This is a genomic window from Iodobacter sp. (assembly GCF_025352645.1).
Lineage (GTDB): Bacteria > Pseudomonadota > Gammaproteobacteria > Burkholderiales > Chitinibacteraceae > Iodobacter.
The window spans coordinates 1-25,779 of the sequence record NZ_JANXSO010000095.1 but is presented as its reverse complement, the minus strand read 5'-3'; the positions used below and the strand labels follow the sequence as shown (position 1 = coordinate 25,779).

At 49.9% G+C, this 25,779-nt stretch carries 21 protein-coding genes and 1 tRNA gene; 17 read left to right on the top strand and 5 right to left on the bottom strand.

What is annotated here, in order from left to right; all coding sequences use genetic code 11:
* Window positions 1–79: 79 nt before the first annotated feature.
* Both Q0R17_RS10875 and udp read left to right on the top strand, forming a co-directional pair.
* Window positions 80–508, top strand: coding sequence for a cytidine deaminase (locus Q0R17_RS10875; protein WP_046353666.1), 429 nt, complete (start codon window positions 80–82; stop codon window positions 506–508).
* 231 nt (window positions 509–739) lie between these two features.
* The gene (udp, locus tag Q0R17_RS10870; RefSeq protein ID WP_293935035.1) at window positions 740–1,501 is read left to right on the top strand and encodes a uridine phosphorylase; all 762 of its coding nucleotides are present in this window, start codon (window positions 740–742) and stop codon (window positions 1,499–1,501) included.
* Window positions 1,502–1,696: 195 nt separating this feature from the next.
* On the opposite strand, the gene ilvA is transcribed toward udp, so the two are convergent.
* Both ilvA and Q0R17_RS10860 read right to left on the bottom strand, forming a co-directional pair.
* On the bottom strand, window positions 1,697–3,241 hold the full coding sequence (gene ilvA, locus Q0R17_RS10865; protein WP_293935032.1) for a threonine ammonia-lyase, biosynthetic: 1,545 nt from the start codon (window positions 3,239–3,241) through the stop codon (window positions 1,697–1,699).
* Between the two features lie 428 nt (window positions 3,242–3,669).
* Window positions 3,670–4,662, bottom strand: a complete 993-nt coding sequence (locus Q0R17_RS10860; protein WP_293935029.1) for a DUF3369 domain-containing protein — start codon at window positions 4,660–4,662, stop codon at window positions 3,670–3,672.
* Between the two features lie 204 nt (window positions 4,663–4,866).
* Between Q0R17_RS10860 and hslU the strand changes: the two genes are divergently transcribed.
* The 13 genes from hslU (at window position 4,867) to Q0R17_RS10795 (ending at window position 23,209) form a co-directional block, all read left to right on the top strand.
* A complete protein-coding gene (gene hslU, locus Q0R17_RS10855) occupies window positions 4,867–6,162 on the top strand; it encodes an ATP-dependent protease ATPase subunit HslU (protein ID WP_293935026.1) in 1,296 nt (431 codons plus the stop codon).
* Between the two features lie 837 nt (window positions 6,163–6,999).
* On the top strand, window positions 7,000–7,968 hold the full coding sequence (locus Q0R17_RS10850) for an ABC transporter substrate-binding protein (RefSeq protein WP_293935024.1): 969 nt from the start codon (window positions 7,000–7,002) through the stop codon (window positions 7,966–7,968).
* Window positions 7,969–8,133: 165 nt separating this feature from the next.
* On the top strand, window positions 8,134–9,033 hold the full coding sequence (locus tag Q0R17_RS10845; protein WP_293935022.1) for an ABC transporter permease: 900 nt from the start codon (window positions 8,134–8,136) through the stop codon (window positions 9,031–9,033).
* Window positions 9,030–9,824, top strand: coding sequence for an ABC transporter ATP-binding protein (locus tag Q0R17_RS10840; protein WP_293935019.1), 795 nt, complete (start codon window positions 9,030–9,032; stop codon window positions 9,822–9,824). The genes Q0R17_RS10845 and Q0R17_RS10840 overlap by 4 nt, the downstream gene beginning before the upstream one ends.
* A 372-nt stretch (window positions 9,825–10,196) precedes the next feature.
* Window positions 10,197–12,245: a TonB-dependent receptor domain-containing protein gene (locus Q0R17_RS10835; protein WP_293935016.1), complete on the top strand. Its 2,049-nt coding sequence runs from the start codon at window positions 10,197–10,199 to the stop codon at window positions 12,243–12,245.
* A gap of 299 nt (window positions 12,246–12,544) precedes the next feature.
* Entirely contained in the window at window positions 12,545–13,735 is a 1,191-nt protein-coding gene (dhbC, locus tag Q0R17_RS10830) for an isochorismate synthase DhbC (protein ID WP_293935014.1), read from the top strand.
* The gene (locus tag Q0R17_RS10825) at window positions 13,735–15,357 is read left to right on the top strand and encodes a (2,3-dihydroxybenzoyl)adenylate synthase (RefSeq protein ID WP_293935012.1); all 1,623 of its coding nucleotides are present in this window, start codon (window positions 13,735–13,737) and stop codon (window positions 15,355–15,357) included. Before dhbC ends, Q0R17_RS10825 begins: the two co-directional genes overlap by 1 nt.
* Before the next feature lie 385 nt (window positions 15,358–15,742).
* Window positions 15,743–16,606: an isochorismatase family protein gene (locus Q0R17_RS10820; RefSeq protein WP_293935009.1), complete on the top strand. Its 864-nt coding sequence runs from the start codon at window positions 15,743–15,745 to the stop codon at window positions 16,604–16,606.
* A gap of 36 nt (window positions 16,607–16,642) precedes the next feature.
* Window positions 16,643–16,924 (top strand): DUF2218 domain-containing protein, encoded by a 282-nt coding sequence (locus tag Q0R17_RS10815; protein ID WP_293935007.1) that lies wholly within the window; start codon window positions 16,643–16,645, stop codon window positions 16,922–16,924.
* A 9-nt stretch (window positions 16,925–16,933) separates the two neighbouring features.
* Window positions 16,934–17,821 carry an alpha/beta hydrolase gene (locus Q0R17_RS10810; protein ID WP_293935004.1) on the top strand — a complete coding sequence of 296 codons (888 nt, stop codon included), beginning with the start codon at window positions 16,934–16,936 and terminating at the stop codon, window positions 17,819–17,821.
* 28 nt (window positions 17,822–17,849) lie between these two features.
* A complete protein-coding gene (locus Q0R17_RS10805; protein ID WP_293935001.1) occupies window positions 17,850–21,755 on the top strand; it encodes an amino acid adenylation domain-containing protein in 3,906 nt (1,301 codons plus the stop codon).
* 5 nt (window positions 21,756–21,760) lie between these two features.
* Window positions 21,761–22,546, top strand: coding sequence for a 2,3-dihydro-2,3-dihydroxybenzoate dehydrogenase (locus Q0R17_RS10800; RefSeq protein ID WP_293934998.1), 786 nt, complete (start codon window positions 21,761–21,763; stop codon window positions 22,544–22,546).
* Window positions 22,547–22,552: 6 nt separating this feature from the next.
* A complete protein-coding gene (locus tag Q0R17_RS10795; protein ID WP_293934996.1) occupies window positions 22,553–23,209 on the top strand; it encodes a 4'-phosphopantetheinyl transferase superfamily protein in 657 nt (218 codons plus the stop codon).
* Here the strand turns inward: Q0R17_RS10795 and Q0R17_RS10790 are convergent.
* The 3 genes from Q0R17_RS10790 to phnD form a co-directional block, all read right to left on the bottom strand.
* Window positions 23,197–23,541: a DUF1289 domain-containing protein gene (locus Q0R17_RS10790; RefSeq protein ID WP_293934995.1), complete on the bottom strand. Its 345-nt coding sequence runs from the start codon at window positions 23,539–23,541 to the stop codon at window positions 23,197–23,199. The two genes, Q0R17_RS10795 and Q0R17_RS10790, sit on opposite strands and share 13 nt — an antisense overlap.
* A gap of 26 nt (window positions 23,542–23,567) precedes the next feature.
* Window positions 23,568–24,101 carry a hypothetical protein gene (locus Q0R17_RS10785; protein ID WP_293934993.1) on the bottom strand — a complete coding sequence of 178 codons (534 nt, stop codon included), beginning with the start codon at window positions 24,099–24,101 and terminating at the stop codon, window positions 23,568–23,570.
* Window positions 24,102–24,235: 134 nt separating this feature from the next.
* Complete coding sequence (gene phnD / locus Q0R17_RS10780; protein ID WP_293934990.1) at window positions 24,236–25,198, bottom strand: phosphate/phosphite/phosphonate ABC transporter substrate-binding protein; 963 nt, start codon at window positions 25,196–25,198, stop codon at window positions 24,236–24,238.
* 224 nt (window positions 25,199–25,422) lie between these two features.
* On the opposite strand from phnD, the gene Q0R17_RS10775 reads away from it, so the two are divergent.
* Window positions 25,423–25,499: transfer RNA gene (locus Q0R17_RS10775), tRNA-Gln, on the top strand.
* 71 nt (window positions 25,500–25,570) lie between these two features.
* Window positions 25,571–25,779: transposase (locus tag Q0R17_RS10770; protein WP_293934988.1), on the top strand; the 209-nt coding region annotated here is incomplete at its 3' end.

Sequence of the window (25,779 nt, the reverse complement as noted above, 5' to 3'; positions counted from 1 at the left end):
CAGAGCTTGGCTAACTGGTTCAATCTTTCTTCTTTCCCCGTTGGGAAAGCCTTTCTGGAATAAACTTTTGGGAATGACCATGACTCGTGAAGAACTCGATGCAAGAGAATTACTCGATCAAGCCCGTATTGCCCGTACTTCGGCCTATGCGCCGTATTCGCGCTTTTTAGTTGGCGCTGCGCTCATTACTAAAGATGGCCGTGTGTTTCATGGCTGCAATGTAGAAAACGCTTCTTATGGCCTGTGCAACTGTGCAGAGCGCACGGTTCTGTTTAGCGCGGTAGCTAATGGCTATAAGCCGGGTGATTTCTCTGCCATTGCCGTAGTGGGTGATACTCCCGGCCCAATCGCGCCTTGCGGTGCTTGCCGTCAGGTGATGATAGAAATCGGTACACCTGCACTGCCGGTGATCTTGGGCAATATGAAAGAAGATATGGAAATCACCACCGCAGGCGATCTGCTGCCGGGTGCTTTCTACCTCGACCCAAAAGATACACCCGCGCTTTAAATATCAAAATTGTAGGGCGGGTGAAACCCGCCAAGTTTTGTGATGAAACAGCGGCGGGTTTCACCCGCCCTACGATTACATCTCAAATTTAAACTCAAACTATAAAACTCAGGATTTTTGCAAAGACGACGTGATACGAGGAGATGATTGGTTTTCTCCGTGGTACTCCGCGTCCTCTGTGTCCTCTGTGGTTCAAGGTTTGGGTTCGTTTTTTTAATTGAAGGACTCATCATGTCTAAATCAGAAGTTTTCCATTTAGGTCTCGCTAAAAGCGATTTAGCCGGTGCCACTCTGGCGATTGTGCCGGGTGATCCTGCCCGTGTGCAGCGTATTGCTGAAAAAATGAGCAACGCTAAGTTGCTGGCCAGCCATCGTGAATTCACTACTTATCTGGCTGAATTAGATGGCAAGCCGATTGTGATTTGCTCTACCGGTATTGGGGGCCCTTCTACTTCGATTGCGGTAGAAGAGCTGGCGCAATTGGGGATTAATACATTCTTGCGTGTAGGTACAACCGGTGCGATTCAATCGCATATCAATGTGGGCGATGTGCTGGTGACAACTGGTTCGGTTCGTTTGGATGGCGCTAGCTTGCACTTTGCACCAATGAGCTTCCCAGCCGTTGCTGATTTTGATTGCACTACGGCGCTGGTGAATGCCGCTAAAAAAGCCGGTAAACCACTGCATATCGGCATAACCGCTTCATCAGATACTTTTTATCCAGGCCAAGAGCGTTACGATACTTGCAGCGGCCGTGTACTGGGTAGCTTGCAAGGTTCGATGAAAGAATGGCAGGCGATGGGCGTGATGAATTACGAAATGGAATCCGCCACCCTGCTGACCATGTGTGCAACCCAAGGCTGGCGTGCAGGGATGGTGGCCGGTGTGATCGTAAACCGCACCCAGCAAGAAATCCCAGATGCAGAAGCGATGAAGTTGGCTGAGCATACCGCTGTAGATATCGTGATTGAAGCGGCGCGTAATCTGCTGTAATTAGCTAAGGACTAGGTTCTTCCTGCGATGAACTCCCGTCATTCCCGCGTGTCTTTGGCGGGAATCCAGCTGCGCTACTGGATCCCCGATAAATATATTCGGGGAAGACGGTTTGGTGTTGATACCTCATTGCAGGGTTTATTTCGAGCCACATTCCTTGCAAGAAAAAGGCCGTCATTGCGACGGCCTTTTTGCTTATGCGCTTAGAAATAGGTTATAAGCGGGGTTATCGCTCTCATCCCAGTGCATATAGCCGAGTTTTTGTAGGAAGGCGGCAAAGGCGTCGTCGTCTTGTGGGGGCACTTGAATGCCAACCAAAATCCGCCCGTAATCTGCACCGTGGTTGCGGTAATGGAAGAGGCTGATATTCCACTCGCCACTCATGCCATTTAAAAAGTCGAGTAGAGCGCCTGGGCGTTCTGGAAACTCAAAGCGCATCAGCCGCTCGTTTTGCACATTGGGGGCTTTGCCACCCACTAGATGGCGGATATGCAGCTTGGCTAGCTCGTTATCGGTAAGATCGACGGCGGCGATTTTTGCGGTAGCCAGCTCGCCAATCAGCTCAATCACTTCACTGCGATCGTTAATCGATAGGCCAACAAACACATGCGCTTCGCTGGCGGTGGAGTAGCGATAGTTAAATTCGGTGATATTGCGCGCACCAATTAGCTTACAGAAAGTGCGGAAGGAGCCGGGCTGCTCTGGAATAGTTACCGCCACAATCGCTTCACGCTGCTCACCCATTTCGGCTTGCTCGGCGATATAGCGCAGGCGGTCAAAATTCATATTTGCGCCAGATGCCACGGCGATCAGGGTGGCGTCTTGCTTGCCTTCACGCTTAGCCCAGGCTTTAAGGCCAGCAATGGCCAGCGCGCCTGCTGGTTCTAAAATCGAGCGATTGTCTTCAAATACATCTTTAATCGCCGCGCACATTGCGTCGGTATCAACCAGAATCACGTCATCCACAAACTGGCGGCACAGGCGGAAAGTCTCTTCCCCAACCTGCTTTACCGCCACGCCATCGGCAAAGATGCCGACTTGGGGCAGCGTAATGCGCTCGCCTAGCTTTAAGCTTAAGTACATGGCATTGGCATCGGTGGGTTCTACACCGATAATTTTAATTTCGGGGCGCAGGCGTTTGATATAGGCCGCCATCCCAGCTAATAAGCCACCACCGCCAACGGGAACAAAAATCGCGTCGATATGGTCGGGATACTGGCGCAAGATTTCCATCGCCACCGTACCTTGGCCGGCGATAACGTCAGGATCATCAAAGGGATGAATCAGCGTAGCGCCGGTTTGCTCGGATAAATTAAGTGCGTGCTGATAGCAATCAGAGTAAGAGTCACCAATAAGCACCGCCTCTGCGCCACGGCGCGTCACCGCATCTACCTTGATGCGGGGAGCGGTGGTGGGCATCACAATGGTGGCGCGGCATTTTAAGTATTGCGCGGCCATTGCCACGCCTTGGGCATGGTTGCCCGCAGATGCTGCAACTACGCCGCGTGCTAGCTCGGCATGTGTGAGCTTGACCATCTTGTTATACGCACCGCGAATTTTAAACGAAAACACCGGCTGCATATCTTCGCGCTTAAACAGCACTTTATTGCCGATACGACGCGATAGATTAGGGGCGAACTCTAGCGGAGATTCAATAGCCACGTCGTAGACACGGGCTTTGATGATACTTTCCAGATAATCTTTCGACATAGCTTTAGACGGGTTGGTGAGAGGGATCATTGATTCTACCGCTGAAACTGCCAAATGGGCGGAGGATGATAGGAAGATTTAATCAGCAAGTTAGATAAAACAAATTTTTATATACGAAAAGCACTAAAGATACGAAAAATAAGCCATTCAAATATTAGATTGCCTAAGATATGTTTAGCTGTATTTTGCCGTGGAGATAAAGAATGGCTTGGTGCTGAGTAAGCTATATCCATCATTAATAGCGTAAGACGGGTGCAGCCTAATCCTATCAACTTAAGCAGTCTGCCATTCGTAGGGCGGGTGTAACCCGCGAGCGATGCTGAAAAAAACGTGGGTTGCACCCGCCCTACGATAGGGATGATGAGTGTGAGCAAGAGACTTAATCAGGACATTTTTTATAAAATGGCTGAGTTATTTTATTTAGTTATGCACGATAGCATATTGATTTTATTCGCTAATTATTGATCGCTTCGCAACTCTTGAATCTCTTTATTCATCATTAGGTTTTCAAACGCGATGCTGACATTGCGGCAGAATAATTCGATCAATTCTTTATCTGGATTAGATAAGGCTACTGGCCCATCGATAATCAGTAAATTGACTGGCCCACGTTCGGTATGGAAAAAACCGACAAAATGATCTGCAGCATACACGCTGCTTTCGTCATGGATGGCCTGCTTAATGGATGCATCAAACTGCGCCAGCTCGCTATATTCTAGTTTTTTGCCACAAAGCGCTTGATAACCGCCTGTAGCATACATCACTTGAATCCCCCCATTTTGGGATAAAGCGGCCATTCCGCCTTGCACCACAATATATAAAGCCTCTTGCTCAAAAAACAGCAGAGATTGCAATTGCTCCAGCACGCCTTGGGCAAAATTTTGAATAGATTGTTGTTTAAAAATACTGGCGGATGCTTCAATCACTTTAATTAAGCCACGGCGATTAGCAGCTAACATTTGGCGCTGATGCTCTAGCAGCATAATGTCTTTATACGAGCGTAAAGTGCCTAAGATGGCGGTGTAAAGCTTATCGCGGGTTAGCTCTGTTTTGGCTTTGTAATCATTGATATCATAGCTTTCAATCACATGCCGCTCGGGTGCTACACCGGGCTGACCGGTGCGTAAGATAATACGAATTTGGTGATTACCTAATATTTCACGGATTGCATGGGCTACTTGCAGGCCAGAATCTTCTTGCTCCATCACTACGTCGAGTAAAACCAGCGCAATATCATTACGAGAGCGAAGTAGCTCCAAGCTTTCCGCTGCAGAATAGCAGGATAAAATTTCTAGTCTTCGGCCTAAGAATTCGATATTGGCGAGTGCAAGCCGAGTGACATGATGAATGTCAGGTTCATCGTCAACCACTAGAATTGTCCATAGCTTGCCATTGGTGCTGGTAGATGTTTCTTCGCTATCTTCATCTAGCCAGTCATCGTTATCGTTCATATTTCTCTCTGCGTAAGCTTAGTTCATTATTATTGTAGAACTTATCGTGTGCTTTGATAGGAGATGAATGTTTTTTTGCCTTTTAAAAACACGCTTAGCCGAGCACCCTGTTTGAGTAGGGTAATAGTGAAATATCTATGCCTTAGTCTTTAAATTTAGCGCCAGTGTCGCCATCTGCTTTCTATATTTTGTTAAGGATTGATCATGAGCCAAATGACTCCGCGGGAAATTGTTCACGAGCTAGATAAACATATTGTTGGGCAAACTGCGGCTAAAAAGGCCGTGGCGATTGCGCTGCGTAATCGTTGGCGCAGGCAACAAGTGGCAGAGCCGCTTAGAAATGAAATTACCCCAAAGAATATTTTGATGATTGGGCCAACCGGTGTGGGTAAAACCGAAATTGCCCGCCGCTTGGCTAAATTATCTGACGCGCCCTTTATTAAAGTAGAGGCGACTAAATTCACCGAAGTGGGTTACGTTGGTAAAGATGTAGACAGCATTATTCGTGATTTGGTTGAGGTAGCCGTTAAGCAAGTGCGGGATAAAGCCATTAGCCGTAATCGTGTTCGAGCGTCAGATGCGGCAGAAGAGCGCATTCTTGACGTATTGCTGCCGCCTGGCGGCAGCGATGATTCGGACACTCGCCAAAAATTCCGCAAGATGTTGCGTGAAGGTAAGTTGGACGAAAAAGAGATTGAAATTGAAGTGGCAGCAAGCGTGCCCACCATGGAGGTGATGAGCCCGCCGGGCATGGAAGACTTTTCTAGCCAAATTCAGCAAATGTTTAAGGGGGCGTTTTCCGATAAAAAGAAATCGCAAAAGCTTAAAGTTGCTGAAGCCATGAAGCTGCTCACCGAAGAAGAAGCGGGCAAGCTGGTGAATGAAGAAGACGCTAAAACCGAGGCCCTGTTTGCGGTTGAGCAAAACGGTATCGTGTTTATTGATGAAATTGATAAGGTCACCAGCCGCGCCGAGGCGGGTAGTGGCGAAGTCAGCCGCCAAGGCGTGCAGCGCGATTTATTGCCACTGGTAGAAGGCACCACGGTCACCACTAAATACGGCATGGTTAAAACCGATCACATTCTGTTTATTGCCAGCGGCGCATTCCATTTAGCCAAGCCATCAGATTTGATTCCAGAGCTGCAAGGGCGGTTTCCGATTCGGGTAGAGCTTAACTCACTGACTGTGGATGATTTTGCTAGCATCTTAACTGGCACGGATGCCTGCCTTGTGAAGCAATATCAGGCTTTACTGGCAACAGAAGAAGTTGAGCTGGATTTCACGGATGACGGCGTAAAACGCATGGCCGAAATTGCTTGGCAGGTAAATGAAAGCACTGAAAACATCGGAGCGCGGCGTTTATACACCGTGATGGAGCGCTTGCTAGAAGAAATCTCTTTTGATGCCAAGAGCGGCAAGATTGTGGTGGATGCTGAATTTGTAAGCAGCAAGTTGGGCGGCATTGCTGCGGATGAAGATTTAGCGCGTTACGTGCTGTAGTTCTTATTTTTATATCAGGCGGAAAACCCCTGCAGCAAAACTTTGCTGTGGGGGTTTTCCGCCTATTTTTTGTCTTAAGCAGCCGCTAAAATACTGCCAAGCACGTAGTGAGTGATGAGGCGACTGGCCTAAGCATCTTGATTTTTAAGGGGCTTTACCGTTCCTCGCCTTGGGGCTGTGTTTTACTTAGATATTTCTGGAAAATGTCATTTATGTGAACTAGGCTGATAAGCAACTTTCTGGATCGCCGTGTGTTGACTTAAAACATCTTAAAATTTGTAGTGTGAATGACATTTTGTGTAGTGATTTTTGCTGCAAATAAGTGCTCGCCTTGGGGCTTTACACACAGGCCGTGATTGTGCTTGTGGCCTGATTTTACCTTCCTACTTTGTTTTTGCAGTTTTATCCTTCAAATGAGAACAGGCTTGGGTTTTAGCCTTGTTTTTTCTTGATTTATATCACCTTTTAGTCTTATTTAGTGCTTGCCTAATTGCGCTGAATAACGATCTTACCCACAAAGTTATCCACAGTATTTTAAGCTGTCGTTTATTAATCATAATTACAGCAAAAGCCCTCTATTAGGGATATCCCCGCTTTGTCTCTTTAGGCGACTTACCTCTATTATCTTTGGCGTAACTCACACCGTTGTGCGCTTATATTTCTGATATTTCATTTATTAGTATTTGCGTAGTAAATGCCGTGCTTGGCTATTTATTCGTCATCAGTTTGAAAAAATGAAACAGTTGTTTTATATGCAAATGCGCGTATTTTCTATTTGAAATTTCTCGGCTTCTTTTTATCCAGCTCCACAATCACTTTGAAATAAGGATTTGGTCGATGCTTAAATTATTTAAACCTACTCTTTTGGCTACTCTTTTGGCCCTTAGCTTGGCTCCAACTTCGGGTGCCGCAGAAATGAAATCGGTGGCGGTAACGGCGATTGTTGATCACCCTGCGCTTGATGCCGCACGCAAAGGAGTAGAGGACGAATTAAAAGCAGCGGGCTTTGAGCCGGGCAAGCAAATTAAGTATCAATTTCAAAGTGCTCAGGGCAATACCGCCACCGCAGCACAAATTGCCCGCAAATTTGTTGGCGATCAGCCTGATGTGATTGTTGCGATCGCCACACCTAGTGCACAGGCTGTCGTAGCGGCTACTCGCAGTATTCCAGTAGTGTTTACTGCAGTGACTGATCCGGTGGCCGCCAAGCTGGTTAAAAGCTGGAAGACAGGTAACGATAATGTAACCGGCGTGTCGGATATGTTAGAGCTGTCGCCACAAATCGATTTAATCTTAAAAGTAAAACCAAACGCCAAGCGTGTTGGTATGGTGTATAGCCCAGGTGAAGTTAATTCAACCATCGTGGCTAAAGAGTTAAAGGCCGAATTGGCTAAGCGCGGCATGACGCTGGTAGAAGCGCCTGCGGCCCGCACGGTAGATATTTCTACTGCGGCGAAAAGCTTGGTTGGCAAAGTGGACGTGATTTACACCAATACGGATAACAATGTGGTTTCTAGCTACGAATCCTTAGTAGGCGTGGCACAGCAAGCGCAAATTCCTTTGATTTCTGGCGATGCCAGCTTAGTAAAACGCGGTGCAATTGCTGCGATGGGGATGAGCTACTACGAGCTAGGCCGTCAAACCGGCAAGATGGTAGTGCGTATCTTGAAAGGCGAAAAAGCAGGCGATATTGCACCCGAAGTAGGCTCTAAGAAAGAATTGATGGTGAACACCACCGCCGCAAAGAAACAAGGCGTAACGCTATCTGCAGCACTGCTAAAAGAAGCTAAAGAAGTGGTGAAGTAAAAAAATGCGTCAAAACCCAAATCTTGAACCACAGAGAACATGGAGGACACAGAGTTTCACAGAGAAAATCTTGTTGGGTTTGTCTCCGTGCTGCTCCGTGTTCTCCTTTCCTCCGTGTTTTAAGGTTTGGGTTTTCAGATTTGATTGTTGCTCCCTGGAATACTTATGACTCCCATTGCCCTGATGGGTGCATTGGAAATTGGCTTGATCTTTGCGCTGGTGGCGCTTGGGGTGCTGATTTCTTTTCGCCTGCTGAATTTCCCAGATTTAACTGCCGATGGTAGCTTCCCTTTGGGTGGCGCAGTTGCGGCCACTTTAATTACTGGCGGGCATGATCCTTGGTTTGCCTGTGCAATGGCTGTGCTGGCAGGGGCGGCTTCGGGCTGGTTAACGGCTTGGCTGAATGTGCGGCTGAATATCTTGCAGCTCTTAGCCAGTATCTTGGTGATGATTGGGCTTTACTCTATTAATTTACGCATTATGGGCGCGCCTAATTTGCCTTTGATTGGATCGCCTACGGTGTTTGCACCGTTTATTGGTGAGCAATTTGAGCGGGGTTGGCTGGTGCAGCCAGCGGTATTGGCAGTGATTATTGTGCTGGCCAAGCTAGGAATGGATTTCTTTTTTGCCTCGCAAGCGGGCCTTGCCATGCGGGCTACGGGGGCGAACCCGCGTATGGCTAGGGCGCAAGGGATTGCTACCGATAGAATGATCTTGGTGGGAATGGCGCTCTCTAATGCGCTGATTGCCTTTGCGGGTGCACTCTATGTGCAAACCCAAGGCGGCGCGGATGTGTCTATGGGAGTGGGCACGATTGTGGTGGGTTTGGCTGCGGTGATTATTGGCGAAACACTATTGCCATCACGCAAGCTCTGGGTGATTACACTGGCCACCGTGTTAGGCGCTTTGCTTTATCGTTTATTGATTGCCTTGGCTTTAAATGCCGATTTTATTGGTCTAAAGGCACAAGATTTAAATCTGATTACCGCCGTATTAGTCGGCTTTGCCTTGGTCTTGCCAAAATTAAAAGCCAAAATGTTTCGTAAAAAGGGGAAAAAATCATGATGGAAGTCCGTGATTTATATAAAACCTTTAATCCCGGTACACCTATTGAAAATTTGGTTTTGCGTGGCTTGTCGCTCACCATTGAATCAGGGCAGTTTATTACCGTGATTGGCAGTAATGGCGCGGGAAAATCAACTTTTCTAAATGCGATTTCCGGTGATTTACAAATGGATAGCGGCAGCATTCATATCGATGGGCAGGATGTGACACGGCTTTCTGCTTGGCAGAGAGCAGGCATGGTGGCGCGGGTGTTTCAAGATCCAATGGCGGGTACGTGTGAAGGGCTGAGCATTGAAGAAAACATGGCGCTAGCTTGGCAACGTGGCAAAAAGCGTGGTTTTGGCCGTGCGGTAAAAAACGAGCAGCGGGCGATTTTTCGCGACAAACTTGCTACCTTAGAGCTGGGCTTAGAAAACCGCCTTGGCGACCGGATGGATTTACTTTCTGGTGGGCAAAGGCAGGCGGTAAGCCTGTTGATGGCGTCTTTGCAGCCATCACGTTTGTTGCTGCTGGACGAGCACACCGCCGCACTCGATCCTAAAACAGCGGCTTTTGTATTGCAGCTGACGGATCGTATCGTTAAAGAAAACAACTTAACCGCGCTCATGGTGACGCACTCTATGCGCCAAGCACTGGATCACGGCCACCGCACCGTGATGTTGCATCAGGGCCAAGTAGTACTGGATGTGGCGGGGGATAAGCGCCACACCATGGAGGTGGGCGATTTGCTTGCGATGTTTGAAAAAACACGCGGCGAAAAAATTGATGACGATGCTTTGTTATTGGGTTAATTTTTGAAATGCGGAGTTCATCCATAAATGGTGAACTCCGCCGCTGCTGGGCTTACCTATGAGCCTAAGCGGCTCTATCTAGCGATAATGCTGTTTAGCTAAATCTGCTTGCGTGAGCAGCAAATCGCACTGTTTACGCACTATTCTCTCCAAAATTCGCTCTGTATTTTTGACGCAGCTTAGCGTTATTTTCTGCGCCTCTCCTTTATTCTTTCTACATAAGACAGTCAATTTCTAGCGATGTCATCCATATTGCTTACCGATTCTGCTTGTGACATACTCACATCCGTCATGTGAATAGCACTTATTCTCATTATCATTTTACTCGGTAGACTTTTCCCAGACCCACTCGCCCAGAAACTGGAGGCTGTTTTGATTCGCTTTACACCCCGCCCACTCCCCTTATTTTTAAGCTTGCTTACAATAACTAGCTTGCCTGTTTTTGCGCAAAATGAAGTTACGCTAGATTCTATAGTTGTTACTGCTTCTGGTTTTGAGCAGCAAATTAAAGAAGCGCCAGCCAGTATTTCGGTGATTACTCGTGAGCAGCTTGCAGCTAAGCCTTATATGAATCTTGAAGATGCCGTGCGCCAAGTGGAAGGGGTGAGTATTACCGGCTCAGATCCAAATGATAAGGATATTTCTATTCGAGGCATGACGGGCGAATACACGCTGATTCTGGTGGATGGCAAGCGGCAAGGCACGCGTGAAACGATGAACCGCGGCACCGGTGGTGTGCAGTCATCGTTGATTCCTCCGCTGGCAGCGATTGAGCGAGTTGAAGTGATTCGTGGCCCTATGTCTTCTTTATATGGCTCAGATGCAATGGGCGGCGTGATCAATATTATTACGCGCAAAGTGGGTAAGCAGTGGCAGGGTTCGGTAAGCGTGGGTGGCACTTTACAAGGCGATTCGGCTTACGGTAATACCGCTCAAGGTGATTTTTGGTTAAGTGGGCCTTTGAAAGAAGGCGTGGTTGGCTTGCAAGTGTTTGGTAATTACAGTGATCGTGCTGAAGATGAAATTTTTTATCCAAGCAACCTCACTCAAGGTGCATATGGCGAGCGTAATCGCAATCTGGGTGCAAAGCTGACGATTGTGCCAAATGAGCAGCAAGATGTGGTGCTGGAAGTTGGCCGTAATGATTTAACCAATAAAAGCACCGCTGGCAAAACCAATGCGGATGAAGTGGTGGAAACCACGCATAGCCGGGATAGCTGGGGCATTACTCATAATGGCCGCTGGGGCTTTGGGATAAGCAAGCTGGCCTTGTATCAAGAAGTTGGCAAGCTGGAAGCATGGGAAGACGGTAAGAAAAAAGCCAGCGAGCCAAAAATTGTAAATACGGTGCTGGATGCCTTGATTACGCTACCGTTTGATCAGCACGTGCTTAAAACGGGCGCGCAGATTAATCATGGCCGCTTGTCTTCTATTGCGGGTGAATCGCCGGTTGCTGGCCATGGTGTGAGCCCTGATGAAGCAAGTGCAAGAACATGGGCGCTGTTTTTAGAAGATGAATATGCATTAACTAGCAAATTGTCTTTAACTGGCGGTATTCGCATGGATGATGCGGATCGTTATGGCTCGCATTGGAGCCCGCGTTTATATGCCGTGTATCAAATCAATGATGCATGGACGGTTCGTGGCGGAGTTGCGAGCGCCTTTAGAGCTCCTGCATTACGCCAGACTACAGCTGGCTACTGCATGACGTCGGGCGGCGGCACTTCGATCCGAGGCTCCTTGTGTGGCAATCCAAATTTGAAGCCTGAAGAAAGCGTAACCGAAGAAATTGGCGTGCGTTATGACGGCACTAAGGGCGAGTCATTCTCTATGACGGTCTTTAATAATAATTTCAAAAATAAAGTAGTGAGTTTTGATACAGGTAAAAAAGACCCCAGCAATCCCAAACTCAATACCTATGTTTACGACAATCTTGACCAAGTTGTTATGCGTGGTGCAGAGCTAGCCGCTAGCTGGCCTTTAAGCCGCGAGCTTAGCCTTTCGGGCAATTACACCTATACCCAATCACGCCGTGAAGGGGGGACCGAGCGCTCATTTAGTGGTGGCTCTTTAGATGGCGCTCCACTGGGTAAAACGCCTGAGCACTTAGCTAATGCACAGTTGAACTGGAAGCCATTAGAAAAGCTATCGGCTTATACCCATGCTACTTACACCGGCAAAGAAACTTGGGCGGCTTTCCGTAATGGCGCAGTTGGCCCGCGCGAGCGCCCAAGCACACTCACATTTGATGTGGGTGGCCGTTATGAAATCAACAAAACCTTCGCTGTAAGCTTGGCAATGATGAACTTGACTGACAAGATTGTCCCCGTTGATACCCGTGCCCGTCTTCAAGGCTTAGATGGCAACTGGATGGTGGATGAAGGCCGTCGTTACTGGATGAAGCTGGAAGCAAACTTCTAAGCAACTGATAAGCAGCCCTTGCATATGCAGGGCTGCTTGTTTTGTAAGTTTGAGTTTGTAATTAACTTTAAGTGCATGTACTTACGTATGGCGGGTGAAACGCCATATGCGCTAAGCAATAGAATTGGCGAGATGAAGTGGTTCTAGCCACATAGTCTTACGGACACTAAGTCCTACCCGCAGCTATGCAATATTTTTGAGTTTAAATGTTAATAATTCTCATTATTATTTTGAGGAGATTGGCGATGTGTAATTGGAAGGCTGGCTGTTTGTTCACTCTTTAAAAGAGATGCTCTGTTATGAATGATATTTTTCGCGGTGAATTACGTACACAGGCTCAGTATTTACTTTCGGGCTACCAAACCGATGCGCCTATTTTCTTTGCCAGTGCACGGCATACGATGCTGGCCCAAGGGCATTACTCAAGTGTTGCTCCGGCCCAAAGCCTAGAAGCGCTCAATCACGCTGTACTTGCTGCAATAAAGCAAGCCAAGGCAACGGGTCATCCTGATCCTATAGTGGTGGGGGCGATCCCATTTGATGGGCAAAATCCTGCTTGCCTGAGCATTCCAAGTAGCGTATTACGCGCTGGCCCTTTGCCCCAAAGTCTTGCTCGGCTTAATCCACAAGCCGTGCCATGCACGATTAAATCGCTGCCAGAGCCGCAAACCTACGCCGATGGCGTGGCGAAGGCGGTTGAGCATTTAAAAAATAAAGATCTAGATAAAGTGGTGCTGGCACGTGCGTTGGATTTAACCGCCGCTCAAGTCATCGATATCCCTAAATTATTACTGACCTTGGCGCAGCGTAATGCGCATGGTTACACCTTTGCGGTCAATCTTTCCGCCGGCCCCGAGCCGCGTATTTTAATTGGTGCAAGCCCAGAGCTGCTGCTGCGTAAGCAGGGCAAGCTGGTGTTTTCTAATCCACTGGCAGGCTCTGCAGCCCGTAGCAGCGATCCGGTGGAAGATCGCCAGCGTGGTGAGGCCCTGCTGCAATCCGCCAAAGATTTGCATGAGCATAAAGTGGTGGTAGAGGCGGTTGCCGCTGGGCTAAGGCCTTTTTGCAGCACGCTGAATGTACCGGCGCATCCAGTGCTACTGCATACCGAAACCATGTGGCATTTATCCACGGAGATCAGCGGCGAGCTGATTGATGAAGCAACAACATCGCTGACGCTGGCTGCGGCCCTGCACCCAACGCCTGCCGTGTGTGGATATCCCAACCAGGCTGCGCGTGATCTGATCGCGCAAATCGAGCCATTTGACCGTGGTTTTTACACCGGCATGGTGGGCTGGTGCGATGCCAAAGGCGATGGCGAGTGGATTATCACTATTCGCTGTGCCGAGATTGCCGGTAATACGCTGCGTCTTTTTGCCGGAGCAGGGATTGTGGCGGCGTCTTCGCCAGCCAGTGAGCTGGCCGAAACCTCGGCTAAATTTCGTACCATGCTCAACGGCATGGGCTTAGTGCATGCGGGGGAGGTGTAATGAGCTCATTGCTAGCGCATTGCACCCCGTGGCCAGCAGCACTGGCGGCAGATTACCGCAGCAAGGGTTATTGGCAGGAGCAGACCTTCAGTGATTTGTTGGCACTGAGGGTAGAGCAGGATGGCGATCAGCTGGCGATTGTGAGTGGCGCAACACGCTTGACTTACCGCCAGCTGGCGCAAGAAGCCGATAGACTGGCTCAGGCTTTCACCGCGCTGGGCATTACTAAAAATGATCGCGTTGTGGTGCAGCTGCCCAACTGCGCCGAGTTTTTTGCCGTGATCTTTGCCTTGTTTAGGCTAGGGGCTTTACCGGTGTTTGCCCTGCCCGCACACCGAAAATTAGAAATCAGCTACTTCTGCCAGCATGCCGAAGCGGTAGCTTATATTATTGCTGATCAGCATGGCGGCTTTGATTACCGCCAACTTGCCAGCGAAGTGAAAGCCATTTCACCCAGCTTGCAGCATGTGCTGGTACTGGGTGATGCGGGGCCATTTACTGCTTTGCAAACCTTAAACACCCAAGCCATCTTGCCTGCGCCGCCGCTGGCTAGCGATGTGGCGTTTTTTCAGCTCTCTGGCGGCAGTACCGGCACGCCTAAGCTGATCCCGCGTACCCATGATGACTATATTTACAGCCTGCGTGGCAGTGCAGAAATATGCGGCCTAAGCCCTGCCAGCGTTTATCTTTGCGTGCTGCCTGCTGGGCATAATTTTGCCCTTAGCTCCCCTGGCTCACTGGGGGTTTTTTATGCGGGAGGCACGGTGGTGCTGAGCAGCAGCGCCAGCCCAGATCAAGTGTTCCCCCTGATTAGCCGCGAGCGCGTCACCATCACCGCGTTGGTTCCACCGCTGGTACCGGTATGGCTGGATGCCGCCGCCAGTCTGCAGCCAGATTTAACCAGCCTGCAGTTGGTGCAGGTGGGCGGTGCTCGGTTTAATAGTGAGATGGCGGCACGGCTGGTGCGTGAGCTGGGCTGCACTTTGCAGCAGGTATTTGGCATGGCCGAAGGGCTGGTGAATTACACCCGCCTTGATGATGCTGAGGCACTGATTTTGCAAACCCAAGGCAGGCCGATCTCGCCTGATGACGAAGTACGGGTGGTGGACGATGAAGATCAGCCGCTGCCCGTGGGTGAAATAGGCCATCTGCTTACGCGCGGCCCTTACACCATTCACGGCTATTACAAAGCTGCCGAACACAATAGCCGAGCCTTTACCGAAGATGGTTTTTACCGTACCGGCGATTTAGTTAGGCAAACGGCAGAAGGCTATCTGGTGGTAGAAGGGCGGGCAAAAGATCAGATCAACCGTGGCGGCGAGAAAATCTCTGCCGAAGAAGTAGAGCATCAGCTGCTTGCGCACAAAGGCGTGCAAGACGTGGCGATTGTCGCTATGCCAGATGCTTTTTTAGGTGAGAAAAGCTGCGCATTTATCATCCGCCGTGACCCTAGCCTACGCGCGGTCGATCTCAACGGCTATCTGCGCCAACTAGGCCTTGCCGCTTACAAAATCCCTGACCGGATTGAGTTTATCGAAGCCTTCCCAAAAACCGGCGTAGGCAAAGTCAGCAAGAAAATCTTGCGGCAAATGATAGAGCAGCGGTTACTTGTATCTTCCTAATATATCGCAGCGTAAGAGATAGCCCTCGCAAAATCTTAAACCACAGAGAACACAGAGAACACAGAGAACACAGAGAACACAGAGAGCATTGAGTTTCACAGAGAGAAAATGAAGGTAAATCTCGCTGTTCTCCGGTGGTTTTTCAGAAATTTTTAAATTCAGCTATCTGAGTTTTCCTCGCTGATCTTGGCATAGGGCTGTTTTGTAGCCCCCTGAGACAAGCCGAGCGAGGAACAAGCGGGGTGGGGAAGTCGGCGATTCGTGTTTGAGCGTAGCAAGTTGAATCGCCGCCACCTCGATTGCTCGCGCGGGGGCTCCCGCAGCAAAACAGCAGTGCCGAAGGCACTAAAAAATAAACCATCCATTAATAAGAAGACATAAGCAAATGGCTATTCCAAAAATCAGCTCCTATCCAATGCCAAACCAGTTTCCTGCCAACCGTGTGAGCTGGCAGCCCGATGCCAAGCGCGCGGTGCTGTTGATTCACGATATGCAGGACTATTTTCTAGATTTTTATGACGGCACTGCCGCGCCTATTCCTGATTTGATCGCTAATACTCGGCGGATTTTAGATTTGGCGGCCAAGCTGGGAATCCCCGTGGTTTATACCGCCCAAACCCCAGAGCAAACTTTAGCAGAGCGTGGCTTATTGCAGGATATGTGGGGCCCAGGTTTAGTGGCGCGTCCTGATCGAAAAGACATTGTGGCGGCGCTAGCGCCTACGCCCCAAGACACCGTGCTGCCTAAATGGCGCTATAGCGCTTTTCAGCGTTCAAACTTGCTAGAAATCATGCGCGGGCAAGGGCGAGATCAGCTGATTATTTGCGGCGTTTACGCGCATATTGGCTGCATGATGAGCGCTTGCGATGCCTTTATGCATGATATTCAAGCGTTTTTTGTGGGCGATGCGCTGGCAGATTTCTCAGAAAAAGAACACTTAATGGCGCTGGATTACGTGGCGCAGCGCTGCGGCTTTACCACCTCTACCGCAGATCTTATCTCCGGCTTGCAGGGGGCTGGGCTACCCGCTTCGATCGATGAATTAAGGCAAATCATTGCCAGCAGCTTGCAAATGCCTGCTTCTGATCTGCGTGATGATGACAGCTTGCTGGATTGGGGCTTGGATTCAATTCGGATTATGAGCTTGCTAGAAACGTGGCGCAGAGCCGGCGTAACGCTTAATTTTATGACGTTGGCTGAGCAGCCAACACTGGCTGCGTGGTGGCGTTTATTGGCCCAAGCCGCTTAATACTTCGCCGCCCATGCTTAAACCCCAGGAAATACAATGCTAAATAGCCGTAGCCAATTAACGGTCCCCTTGGCCGATAAAGTCTTGTACAAACTATGTAAACATTACGCGCTCAAGATCCCCGTAGAGTTTGATAGCGAACGTGCTTATATCCCTTTTGCGATGGGTGAGTGCCATATTCGCCGCGAGCAAGAAACATTGTTTATACACTGCCTTGCCGATACCGCCGATAAGCTAGCTAAGATTGAATTGGTGATGGATGAGCATCTTGGCTTGATGGTGCGTAATCCAGAGCTTGCGCTCGATTGGCAGGCGTAGGACGCATCGATGCCATTGTTTACAGATCAAACATTCCCGCCAGATTGGCAAAGCGCACCGTTATCTAGAAGCCTGAGTTTTGAAATCGATTCAGCCCATACCGGCCAGCGTTATCGCATTTTGCTGGGCTTACCGCACCAAGCGCCAGATTCAGCGGGCTACCCCGTGCTGTGGGCCTTAGATGGACAGGCTAGTTTGCCCATTATGGAGTTCGCTCGTCCCAAACCCGTGACTGCAAAGGAAAACCCACAATGGCGCGCGCGGGTGGGCGAGCAAGCCGCTTTATTGATTGTGGCAATTGCTTATGCAAGCGGTGAGCCGATTGATGTGCATGCTAGAGCGCTGGATTACACGCCGCAGATTGCTGGCGCGGGTGATGCATTTTCACCAAGGCACGGCGGTGCGACCGCATTTTTGAGTTTTCTCACGCAGGAATTACGGCCTTTGTTGGCGCAGCACTTTGCGATGGATGCACGCCGCCATACCTTGTTTGGATTTTCTTATGGCGGCTTGTTTACCCTGCATACCTTAAGCACCGCGCCCCAGCATTTTCAGCGCTATTGGGCTGCCAGCCCCTCGCTGTGGTTTGGCGATCACCATACTTTAAGCCAGTTGCCCCTTAGGCTAGATCAGCTGAAAAGCCAATTTAGTCAAGCCGATTGGCAAGTGATGATTACGGTGGGGGCGCAGGAGCAAGATCCTCCTTCTGATGCCGCTGCAGCGCTGCAGCAAAAATTGGCCGAGCGGCGCATGGTGGATAGTGCAGAGCGCTTTGCTCAAACCTTAAACGAAGCGGGTATTGCTACAGAGTACCAATGCCTGCCAGCGCATGATCACTACGATATGTTGATGCACGGCGCACGGCGAGTCGTGGATTTTGCCAGCCGCACGCGCTGAGCTGCATGTTTTTCTATCAGGACCTCCCATGAATCAAAACTCCCCCCGTTTGCCGCTTAGTGCTGCCCAGTATGGAATATGGATGGGGCAGCAAATGGTGCCAGATAGCCCCGCTTACCTAACGGCCGAAGTCATAGAGTTGAATGGCGAGCTAGATGTTGCTGCCTTTAACCAGAGCGTGATTGAGGTATTAAACAACGCTAACTCGCTGCATATGCGGTTTCAATTAGATGGCGAGCAGCTCTGGCAGCTGCCACAAATGCCGAGTGAGGCGCCGCTACAGCTTTATGATTTACGCGATCAGCCCAATCCACAGGCTGCGGCGCAGCAATGGATGCAGCGTTCCTTAGCCACGCTCTGCAATCCAACGTGTGATCCGCTTTACCAAACGGCCTTATTGCAAACGGCGGATAAGCAGTATCAATGGTATTTGCAAGTGCATCATATTGCCTTGGATGGCTTTGGCTATAGCCTGTTGGCGCAGGCCGTGGCAGCGCGTTATAGCGCTCGAGTACAAAACCAGCCATTGCCCGCGCTGGCGGATTGGTCGCTCGATAAAATTATCTTGGCAGAGCAAAATTATCAAAAAGCCGATAAGTTTCAAACCAGCAAGCAGTTTTGGTTGCAGCATTTAGCTCATGCCCCCAGCGCCTCTACGCTGGCTGCGGCCCAAGAATTTTCTGATGAAGTGATTCGCCACAGCCAACTTCTAAGCCCTGCGCAGATTGGCGTGTTTGAGCTGGCGGCGCGCCAGTGTGGGCAAGATTGGGGGAGCTGGATGCTGGCGGCGATTGGCTGCTGGTTAGCTAAGCAATCTGGGCAGCGGCAGCTGACTTTTGGCTTACCGGTGATGAATCGCTTAGGTACGCCAGCTTTGGGCGTGCCATGCATGGCGATGAATATTGTGCCGTTTAGCGTCGCTATCGATCCAGAGCAAGATATGCAAACGCTGAGTAAGCAAGTGGCCGATAGCATGCGGGCCATTCGCCCGCATTTAGCTTATCGCTATGGTTGGATTCGCCAAGATTTAGGTCTGATGGATGTGCAAAAGCATCTATTTAACCAAGCTGTAAACCTGATGCCTTTTGATCGGCACGCGCCATTTGCTGGCTTAACTAGCCTGATTCATCCTATTAGCGCGGGGCCGGTTAAAGATTTAAATATCAGCGTTTCGGTACTCAATGCCCAATGGCGGCTGAGCTTGGAGGCCAACCCAAACGCCTATCCAGCGGCCAAGCTGGCCCAATTGCATGAAGATTTACAGCAGTGGCTATTTAGCCTAGCGGCGCATCCGGCGCAAAGTGGCATGGCCTCCTTGCTGCAAGATTTGCCACCTCTATCGGTGCTGCATGGCCCCGTTTTGGAACAAGCGGCTAGCCCAGTGATGCAACGCATCATGGATCAAGCGATCAGTAGGCCACAGGCGATTGCGCTAGAGCATGAAGGCGTGCAGATCAGCTATCAGCAATTGCTGGCCGAAGTGCAAACGCTGGCGGCACGCTTACAGCTAGAGGGTTTGCAAGCAGAAGAGCGAGTGGTGATTTTGTTGCCGCGTAGCCCGCAAGCCATTATTGCGATTCTGGCGACGCTATGGGCTGGCGGCTGCTATGTGCCGCTTGATCCACAAGGGCCAAGTAGCCGTTTAACCATGGTGTTGGATGATGCCAAGCCACGGCTTATTTTAAGCTTGCAGTGCTGGGCGGATAAGGTAGGCAAGCGCGCCGCCTTGTATTTGGATTTGCCTAGCGATTCACCAGTAAACCTGCAGCCGCCTTGCCTGATGCGGGCCGAGCAGCCGGCCTATTTGCTCTATACCTCGGGCTCGACCGGCAAGCCAAATGGCGTATTGCTTGGGCATGGTGCATTGGCGCATTTTGTGGCCAGCGCTGGCCAGCTTTATCAAATTAGCGCTAACGAGCGCATCTTGCAATTTGCTCCTTTGCATTTTGACGCAAGTATTGAAGAGATTTTCCTCGCCCTTTGCTACGGCGCAACTTTAGTGTTGCGTAATGAGGCCATGCTGGATTCCATGGCTACTTTTGTGAGCAGTATTGAGCAGCTGCAAATCAGTGTGCTGGATTTACCGACTGCTTTTTGGCATGAATTAGCCCATACCCTGACTGCGCCTATGGCCGCTCAGCTAGCGGGGCTTAGGCTGACCATTATTGGTGGTGAAGCCGCTCAGCCAGAGCGGGCAGGCCGTTGGCAAGCCTTGCTCGCCAATAGTGTTTTGCTCAATAGCTATGGCCCTACCGAGGCCTCGATTATCGCAACCAGTGCCGTGCTGAGTGGCCAGGCTGCGGTATGGGATGGGAGCGATCGTCTGCCTATTGGCTTGCCGCGTGCAGGGGTAATGGCGGTGATCGTGGATGAATCTTTATACCCCGTGGCAGCAGGCCAGCCTGGCGAGTTATTACTCTGCGGCGATGCCTTGGCGCTGGGTTATAGCAATCAGCAAGCGTTGAGTGCGAGTCGTTTTATTCAATTGCATAGCTTGCCGGGCCAGCCGCGTGCTTACCGCACGGGGGATAGGGCTTGCTTACAAAATGGTCAACTCTACTTCTTGGGGCGCTTAGATCATGAGTTAAAAATCAGTGGCCTGCGCATTGATCCGGCCGAAATTGAAAACGCCATCCTTAGCCACCCAGCAATACGCGAAGTGGCGGTGGTGGGGGTAGAGCGCGGTGGTTTAGCTGCATATCTTGTTGCAGCGGCTAAGCATGACGGCTTGCAGGCAGAGCTGCACGGCCAATTGGCGGATATTTTGCCCATGGCCGCCATCCCAGATCATTGGTTTTTTGTGGATCACTTACCGCGTAATGTAAATGGCAAGATCGATCGCAAGCAACTCGCCAGCTTGCTTAGCGAGCGCGCCACGCCTCTGATGCCTGAGGCCAGCTTGCTGGAACAAAAAATCATGCAAGTGTGGTATCAGGTGCTAGGGGTAATGCCTGCCAATATCCATAGCAACTTTTTTGAGTTGGGTGGTAAATCGCTGCAAGCGATTCAGGTCGCAGGCCAGCTGGGGCGTGAGTTACAACGCGATATCACCGTCTCTGCCTTGTTTAACCATAATACCGTGCACGCCTTGGCCAAAGCCTTGAACGCGCCTGCGGCACATCGCCCTCCGGCTGCGGCGGAAGATCACGCTTTTTCCCCTTTGTTGACTATTCAGCGCGGCAGCCTGCCAGCGCTGTTTTGCTTGCATCCCGCCGAAGGGTTGTCTTGGTGCTATCTGGGCTTAGCGCGATATTTGCCAGATACTGCCATTTACGGCTTGCAAGCTACCGGCATTGAAACCAGCTTGCCCAGCAGCTTTGATGCCATGGTGAGTGAATACGTGCAGCGCGTTCGCCAACAACAAGCCACCGGCCCATATCGCCTCTTGGGATGGTCTTTAGGCGGTGGATTGGCACAAGCCATGGCGGTGCAATTACAAGCTGCAGGTGAAGAAGTAGAGCTATTAGCGCTGATGGATAGCTACCCTGTTGCCGCTTGGCAGCAGCGTCCTTTACCCACCATGCACGATGCCTTAGTCACGGTGCTGAGCGTGAATGGTGAAGTGGATACCGATAGCCAAGGCTTATCGTTGAGCCAAGAGGCTATTTATCAACGCTTGCTACGCCCTGGCAGCCCCCTTGCCACCTTAGGGCGCAGCGCATTAGAGCGTTTGGCTCAATCTGCTTTGCATGGCATGCAGCTATTTCGCCGCAGCCAAACGGCCAGCTATCACGGTGATTTGCTGCTGTTTCATGCTGGGCAAAATCCAGACGACGCCCCGCAGCCTGCCTCTTGGCATCCCTATGTGCAGGGCCAGTTTGAGTGCGTAGAGCTCGATTGCAATCACTTTGGCATGAGCGATCCTGCTCCCATGGCCGTTATTGGCAGGGAGTTAGCCAAGCGGTTGCAATCTTCCATAAGTAATAAGGAATAAGTTTTATGCAAAATCAGGAATTTCGCGGCAAGGTTGCCGTCGTCACAGGGGCCGCACAGGGTATTGGTGCGGCAATTGTTAAAAGCTTGAGTGAACAAGGGGCATTAGTTGCAGCGCTGGATATTCAGCAAGAAAAACTAGCCGCTTTAGCGCTGGAATACCAAGCCGCAGGCCTACACGTTCAGCCATACGCTGTGGATATGCGCAGTAGTAGCCAAATTACGGCGGTGGTGGAGCAGATTGAGGCAGAGTTGGGGCCGATTGATTATCTGGTGAACGCCGCAGGTGTTTTGCGTATGGGCAGTATTTGCGATTTAAGCGATGAAGATTGGGAAAACACCTTTGCCATCAATACACATGGCCCGTTTTATTTAGCCAGAGCCGTGGCCAAACGGATGATTCCACGCAAGCGTGGCGCGATCGTCACGGTGGGCTCTAATGCCGCTGAAGTGCCGCGTTTGCAAATGGCCGCCTACGCTGCTTCTAAAGCCGCGCTAAATCACTTTAGTAAGTGCTTAGCTCTGGAGCTGGCAGAATACGGCATTCGCTGCAATATTGTGTCGCCAGGCTCAACCGATACGGCGATGCAGCGCCAGCTTTGGCAGGATGATAGCGATAAGCAAAAAGTAATTGCTGGATCTTTAGCGGGCTATCGCACGGGGATTCCGCTAGGCCGAATTGCCGATGTTGATGATATTGTAGCGCCGGTATTGTTTTTGCTATCAGCCGCTGCCCGCCAAATCACGATGCATAATTTATGCGTAGACGGTGGCGCTACACTCGGAGTTTAAAAGCGCATGTTAAAAGTTTGGCGGGTGCAACTGGATGACCCGGCTCATCTTCACCCCAGCCGCTTGGCTTGGCTAGATCAAAAAGAAACGAATCGTTGGCAGTGTTTACGTAAAGATGCGCATCGCTATGCTGCAGCGCATACCGCTTTACGCAGCATCTTAGCTAGCGAGCTGATGTGCTTGCCGAGTGATATCCAATATCTGCAAAATCCTTGGGGCAAGTCTTGGCTGCGGCAAGGCCTGCAGTTTTCGCTGAGCCATAGTGGCGGTCTGGCTTTGATTGCATTGCAGCCCGATGTGCCGCTAGGCGTTGATATTGAGTTAAGCAGCAAAGATACCGATATCAGCTGGTTTAGCCAATGCTGGAGCCCCGCCGAGCTAAAGCGGATGCAGCAGCCTTTAAGCCCTGAGCAAGCGCTTAGGTTATGGGTGCGTAAAGAGGCGGTACTGAAGGCTTTGGGGCGTGGGTTAAACTTGCCGATGTCGCAAGTGGTGCTGCCGCTAGGGCAGGCGCAGCGGATGCGGGCGATAACGGCTTGTGAAGGACAAAATGCGCTATGGCATTTATATGATTTAGATGTTGGGCAAGGCCAGCTGGCGGCTTTAGCCAGCCGCCGGCACTATCGGCCTGAGGCGTTGCGGGTTTTGGATTATTTAATCTGAGCAAGCTCACGCTCTGTAATCACAGCCGCCAAGCAAGTTGGACAATAACAATCCCCTGTGGCGGTGGCGACGGATAAAACCGGTGGAAAATCCATGCACCAACAACCTTGTTCACCACCGCTGCCACAGCTAAATTCCGTGCTGCAGCGTTGGCATTGCTTGCGCTTTTCAAGCATGGGCAGGGCAAGTAGGCGTTGCCAGATTTGTTTTTTCTCGGCTTCGCTAGCCTTAGACCAGAGGCGAATCTCATCCAAGCTGCGGTGGCAGCCCATACAGTTCTGTGCGGCGTCTAATTTACATTGGCTAATACAGGGTGAAGGCAGCGGCGTCATGATAGTCAAGCGGGCAAAAGGCGATTTTACCCCAAATATCGATCTACGCTGGGCTCCGCCAACACCACGTCATTTAATTGAATTTCGATTTGCTCTGGAATATCAATTAAATGTCTTAAAGCCTTTTCTGCGCGCTTTAAAGGATGGGCTAAATGGGCGGGATCTTGCTGGGGATGCATATTTTCTTCAAACTGAATGACACCTGCAAGCCGCCATTCGCCATCAATGCGTTTGAGCTGATAGCTGGTGCAGTATTCCCAAGGGCTGCCATCGTTCAAAATAACCCGCCAACGTAATCTAGCGGTGGCTAAATCACGACTCAGCTTCAGCATACTCACAATACTATAGCGGGCATCATAAAAGCCCTGTTGCTTATACCAGTCAAAAAGAATGCAAGTGGTGTGATATAGCTCTTCTAATTTAGGCCAGTTGGTTTTCTCACCATTGATCAGCGTAAAAAAGGGTAAGCAAAATAAATCACTTACCCCATCTACGTCTAGACGGGTATAGGCCATGGCAAAACGTTTAAAAAACGCTTCTAAATCATCGGTCTGATCCATATCCCACCAGCATTGTTTGTGTTTTTATGATGGTATATTGAAAGTGTTTTAAACGGCAAGTGAAAGCCCAAAGACAGCTATGCTTGTGGATGCCTTGTGACACTTGCCAAGTGTTTTGCTTATTCGCGGCAATATCAGCGTGCCAAGATCTTGGCTAGTTTTTCATAGCGCTGATACATGGCTTTTTCTTGGCTGAATTTTTCTGCATCACTTACCTTAGTATTTAAGCTTAAGCGAAAGCGATCGTGAAATAACTGTAAGTCAGAAACAGGGCGCAGCTGGGCATTGCTCGAGGGTAAAAATCCATCAAGTTGATCGGCTTCGTTGAGCTTGCGTTTTTGCTCCGCAATATTGTTACCCGTTTTGCCGTAACTAAAAAAGAAAGCTGCAATTTTTTGCTTAAGCTCGGGGCTGAGATCGCGGCGCTGGATGATGGGATCAAAGGTTACAGGGGGTGATTCCCAGATCACTTTTACCTGTGAATATTCCTTGGGGTATTTCTTTTTTAATTGGGCTAAATCGTCGGTATTGTTGGTGGCAATATCGATTTTTTTCTGGGCAAGGGCTAAAAAGTTATCTTGGTGGCTGCCTACGCTGAGCGATTTGAAATGTTGCTCATACAAAATATTATTTTTAAGGAAGGCATAGTACTGCGGGATTAAAAAACCAGAAGTAGAGCTAGCTTTGCCGCCTGCATAGCGCAATCTACCGCTTTCACGTAATACATCCGTCAAGTTTTGAAATTTACTGTCTTTTTGAGCTAATAGCACCGAGCGATAGGTTTCTACCCCACCAGCAAGCACCAGCCGTGCAAAAATCTCGGTATTACTGCTTTCAATGGCCTCCATGGCCAATCTGCTGCCTAGCCTTGCGATTTGCACATCGCCATTTTTAATCGCTTGGAGTAAGTCATCGTATTTATTAAAAGCGAGCGCCTTTACCGGCGTCCCTAAGGATTTTTCCATATCATCGAGCACAGGCTGCCAATGGCTTAAGGTTTCTGCTTCGCTGCGGGTTGCCACCAAGCCGATGGTGAGATTGGCAAATGAGGGGAGGGAGATAAGGCAAAAAATAAAAGAAGCTGAAAGTCGGAGCATGAGGAGTAACTTGTAAGCAAGGCAGGCCGCGCAGCATAAAACTTACATGTGACATTTATATTAAAATTTTATTTCATTGTGCTTTTAGGGCTAAAAATGGCTGAGGATGATGAGTTAGCGCAGGCTAAATGCTTAAGCAACAAGGTTTTTTCTACTTCGTGCTTACAAAATGTGGTTTACCTCTTCCCAAATAGAAATGCTTCATGTACTATGCCGCTCTCTTCAGGGGAGTCGCCAAGTTGGTTAAGGCATCGGATTTTGATTCCGACATGCGAAGGTTCGAATCCTTCTTCCCCTGCCAGAGATAAAAATAGCCGCTTAAATGAACTGCACCCCAAAAGTTGGACACCCGTCCATTTTTGGGGTGTTTTTATGTCCAAGTACACAATGCAATTCAAACTTACTGCCGTTCAGCAATATTTAACGGGCGAAGCAGGTATTAAAACGATCACCAACCAACATGGTATCGAGCAGGCCATGTTTCGTCGCTGGGTGAGGTCGTTTCGCCAGCATGGCGAATCGGGGTTAGCGCCTAAATACAGTCATTACAATGCCGCATTCAAGCTCTCCGTGCTCCAGCA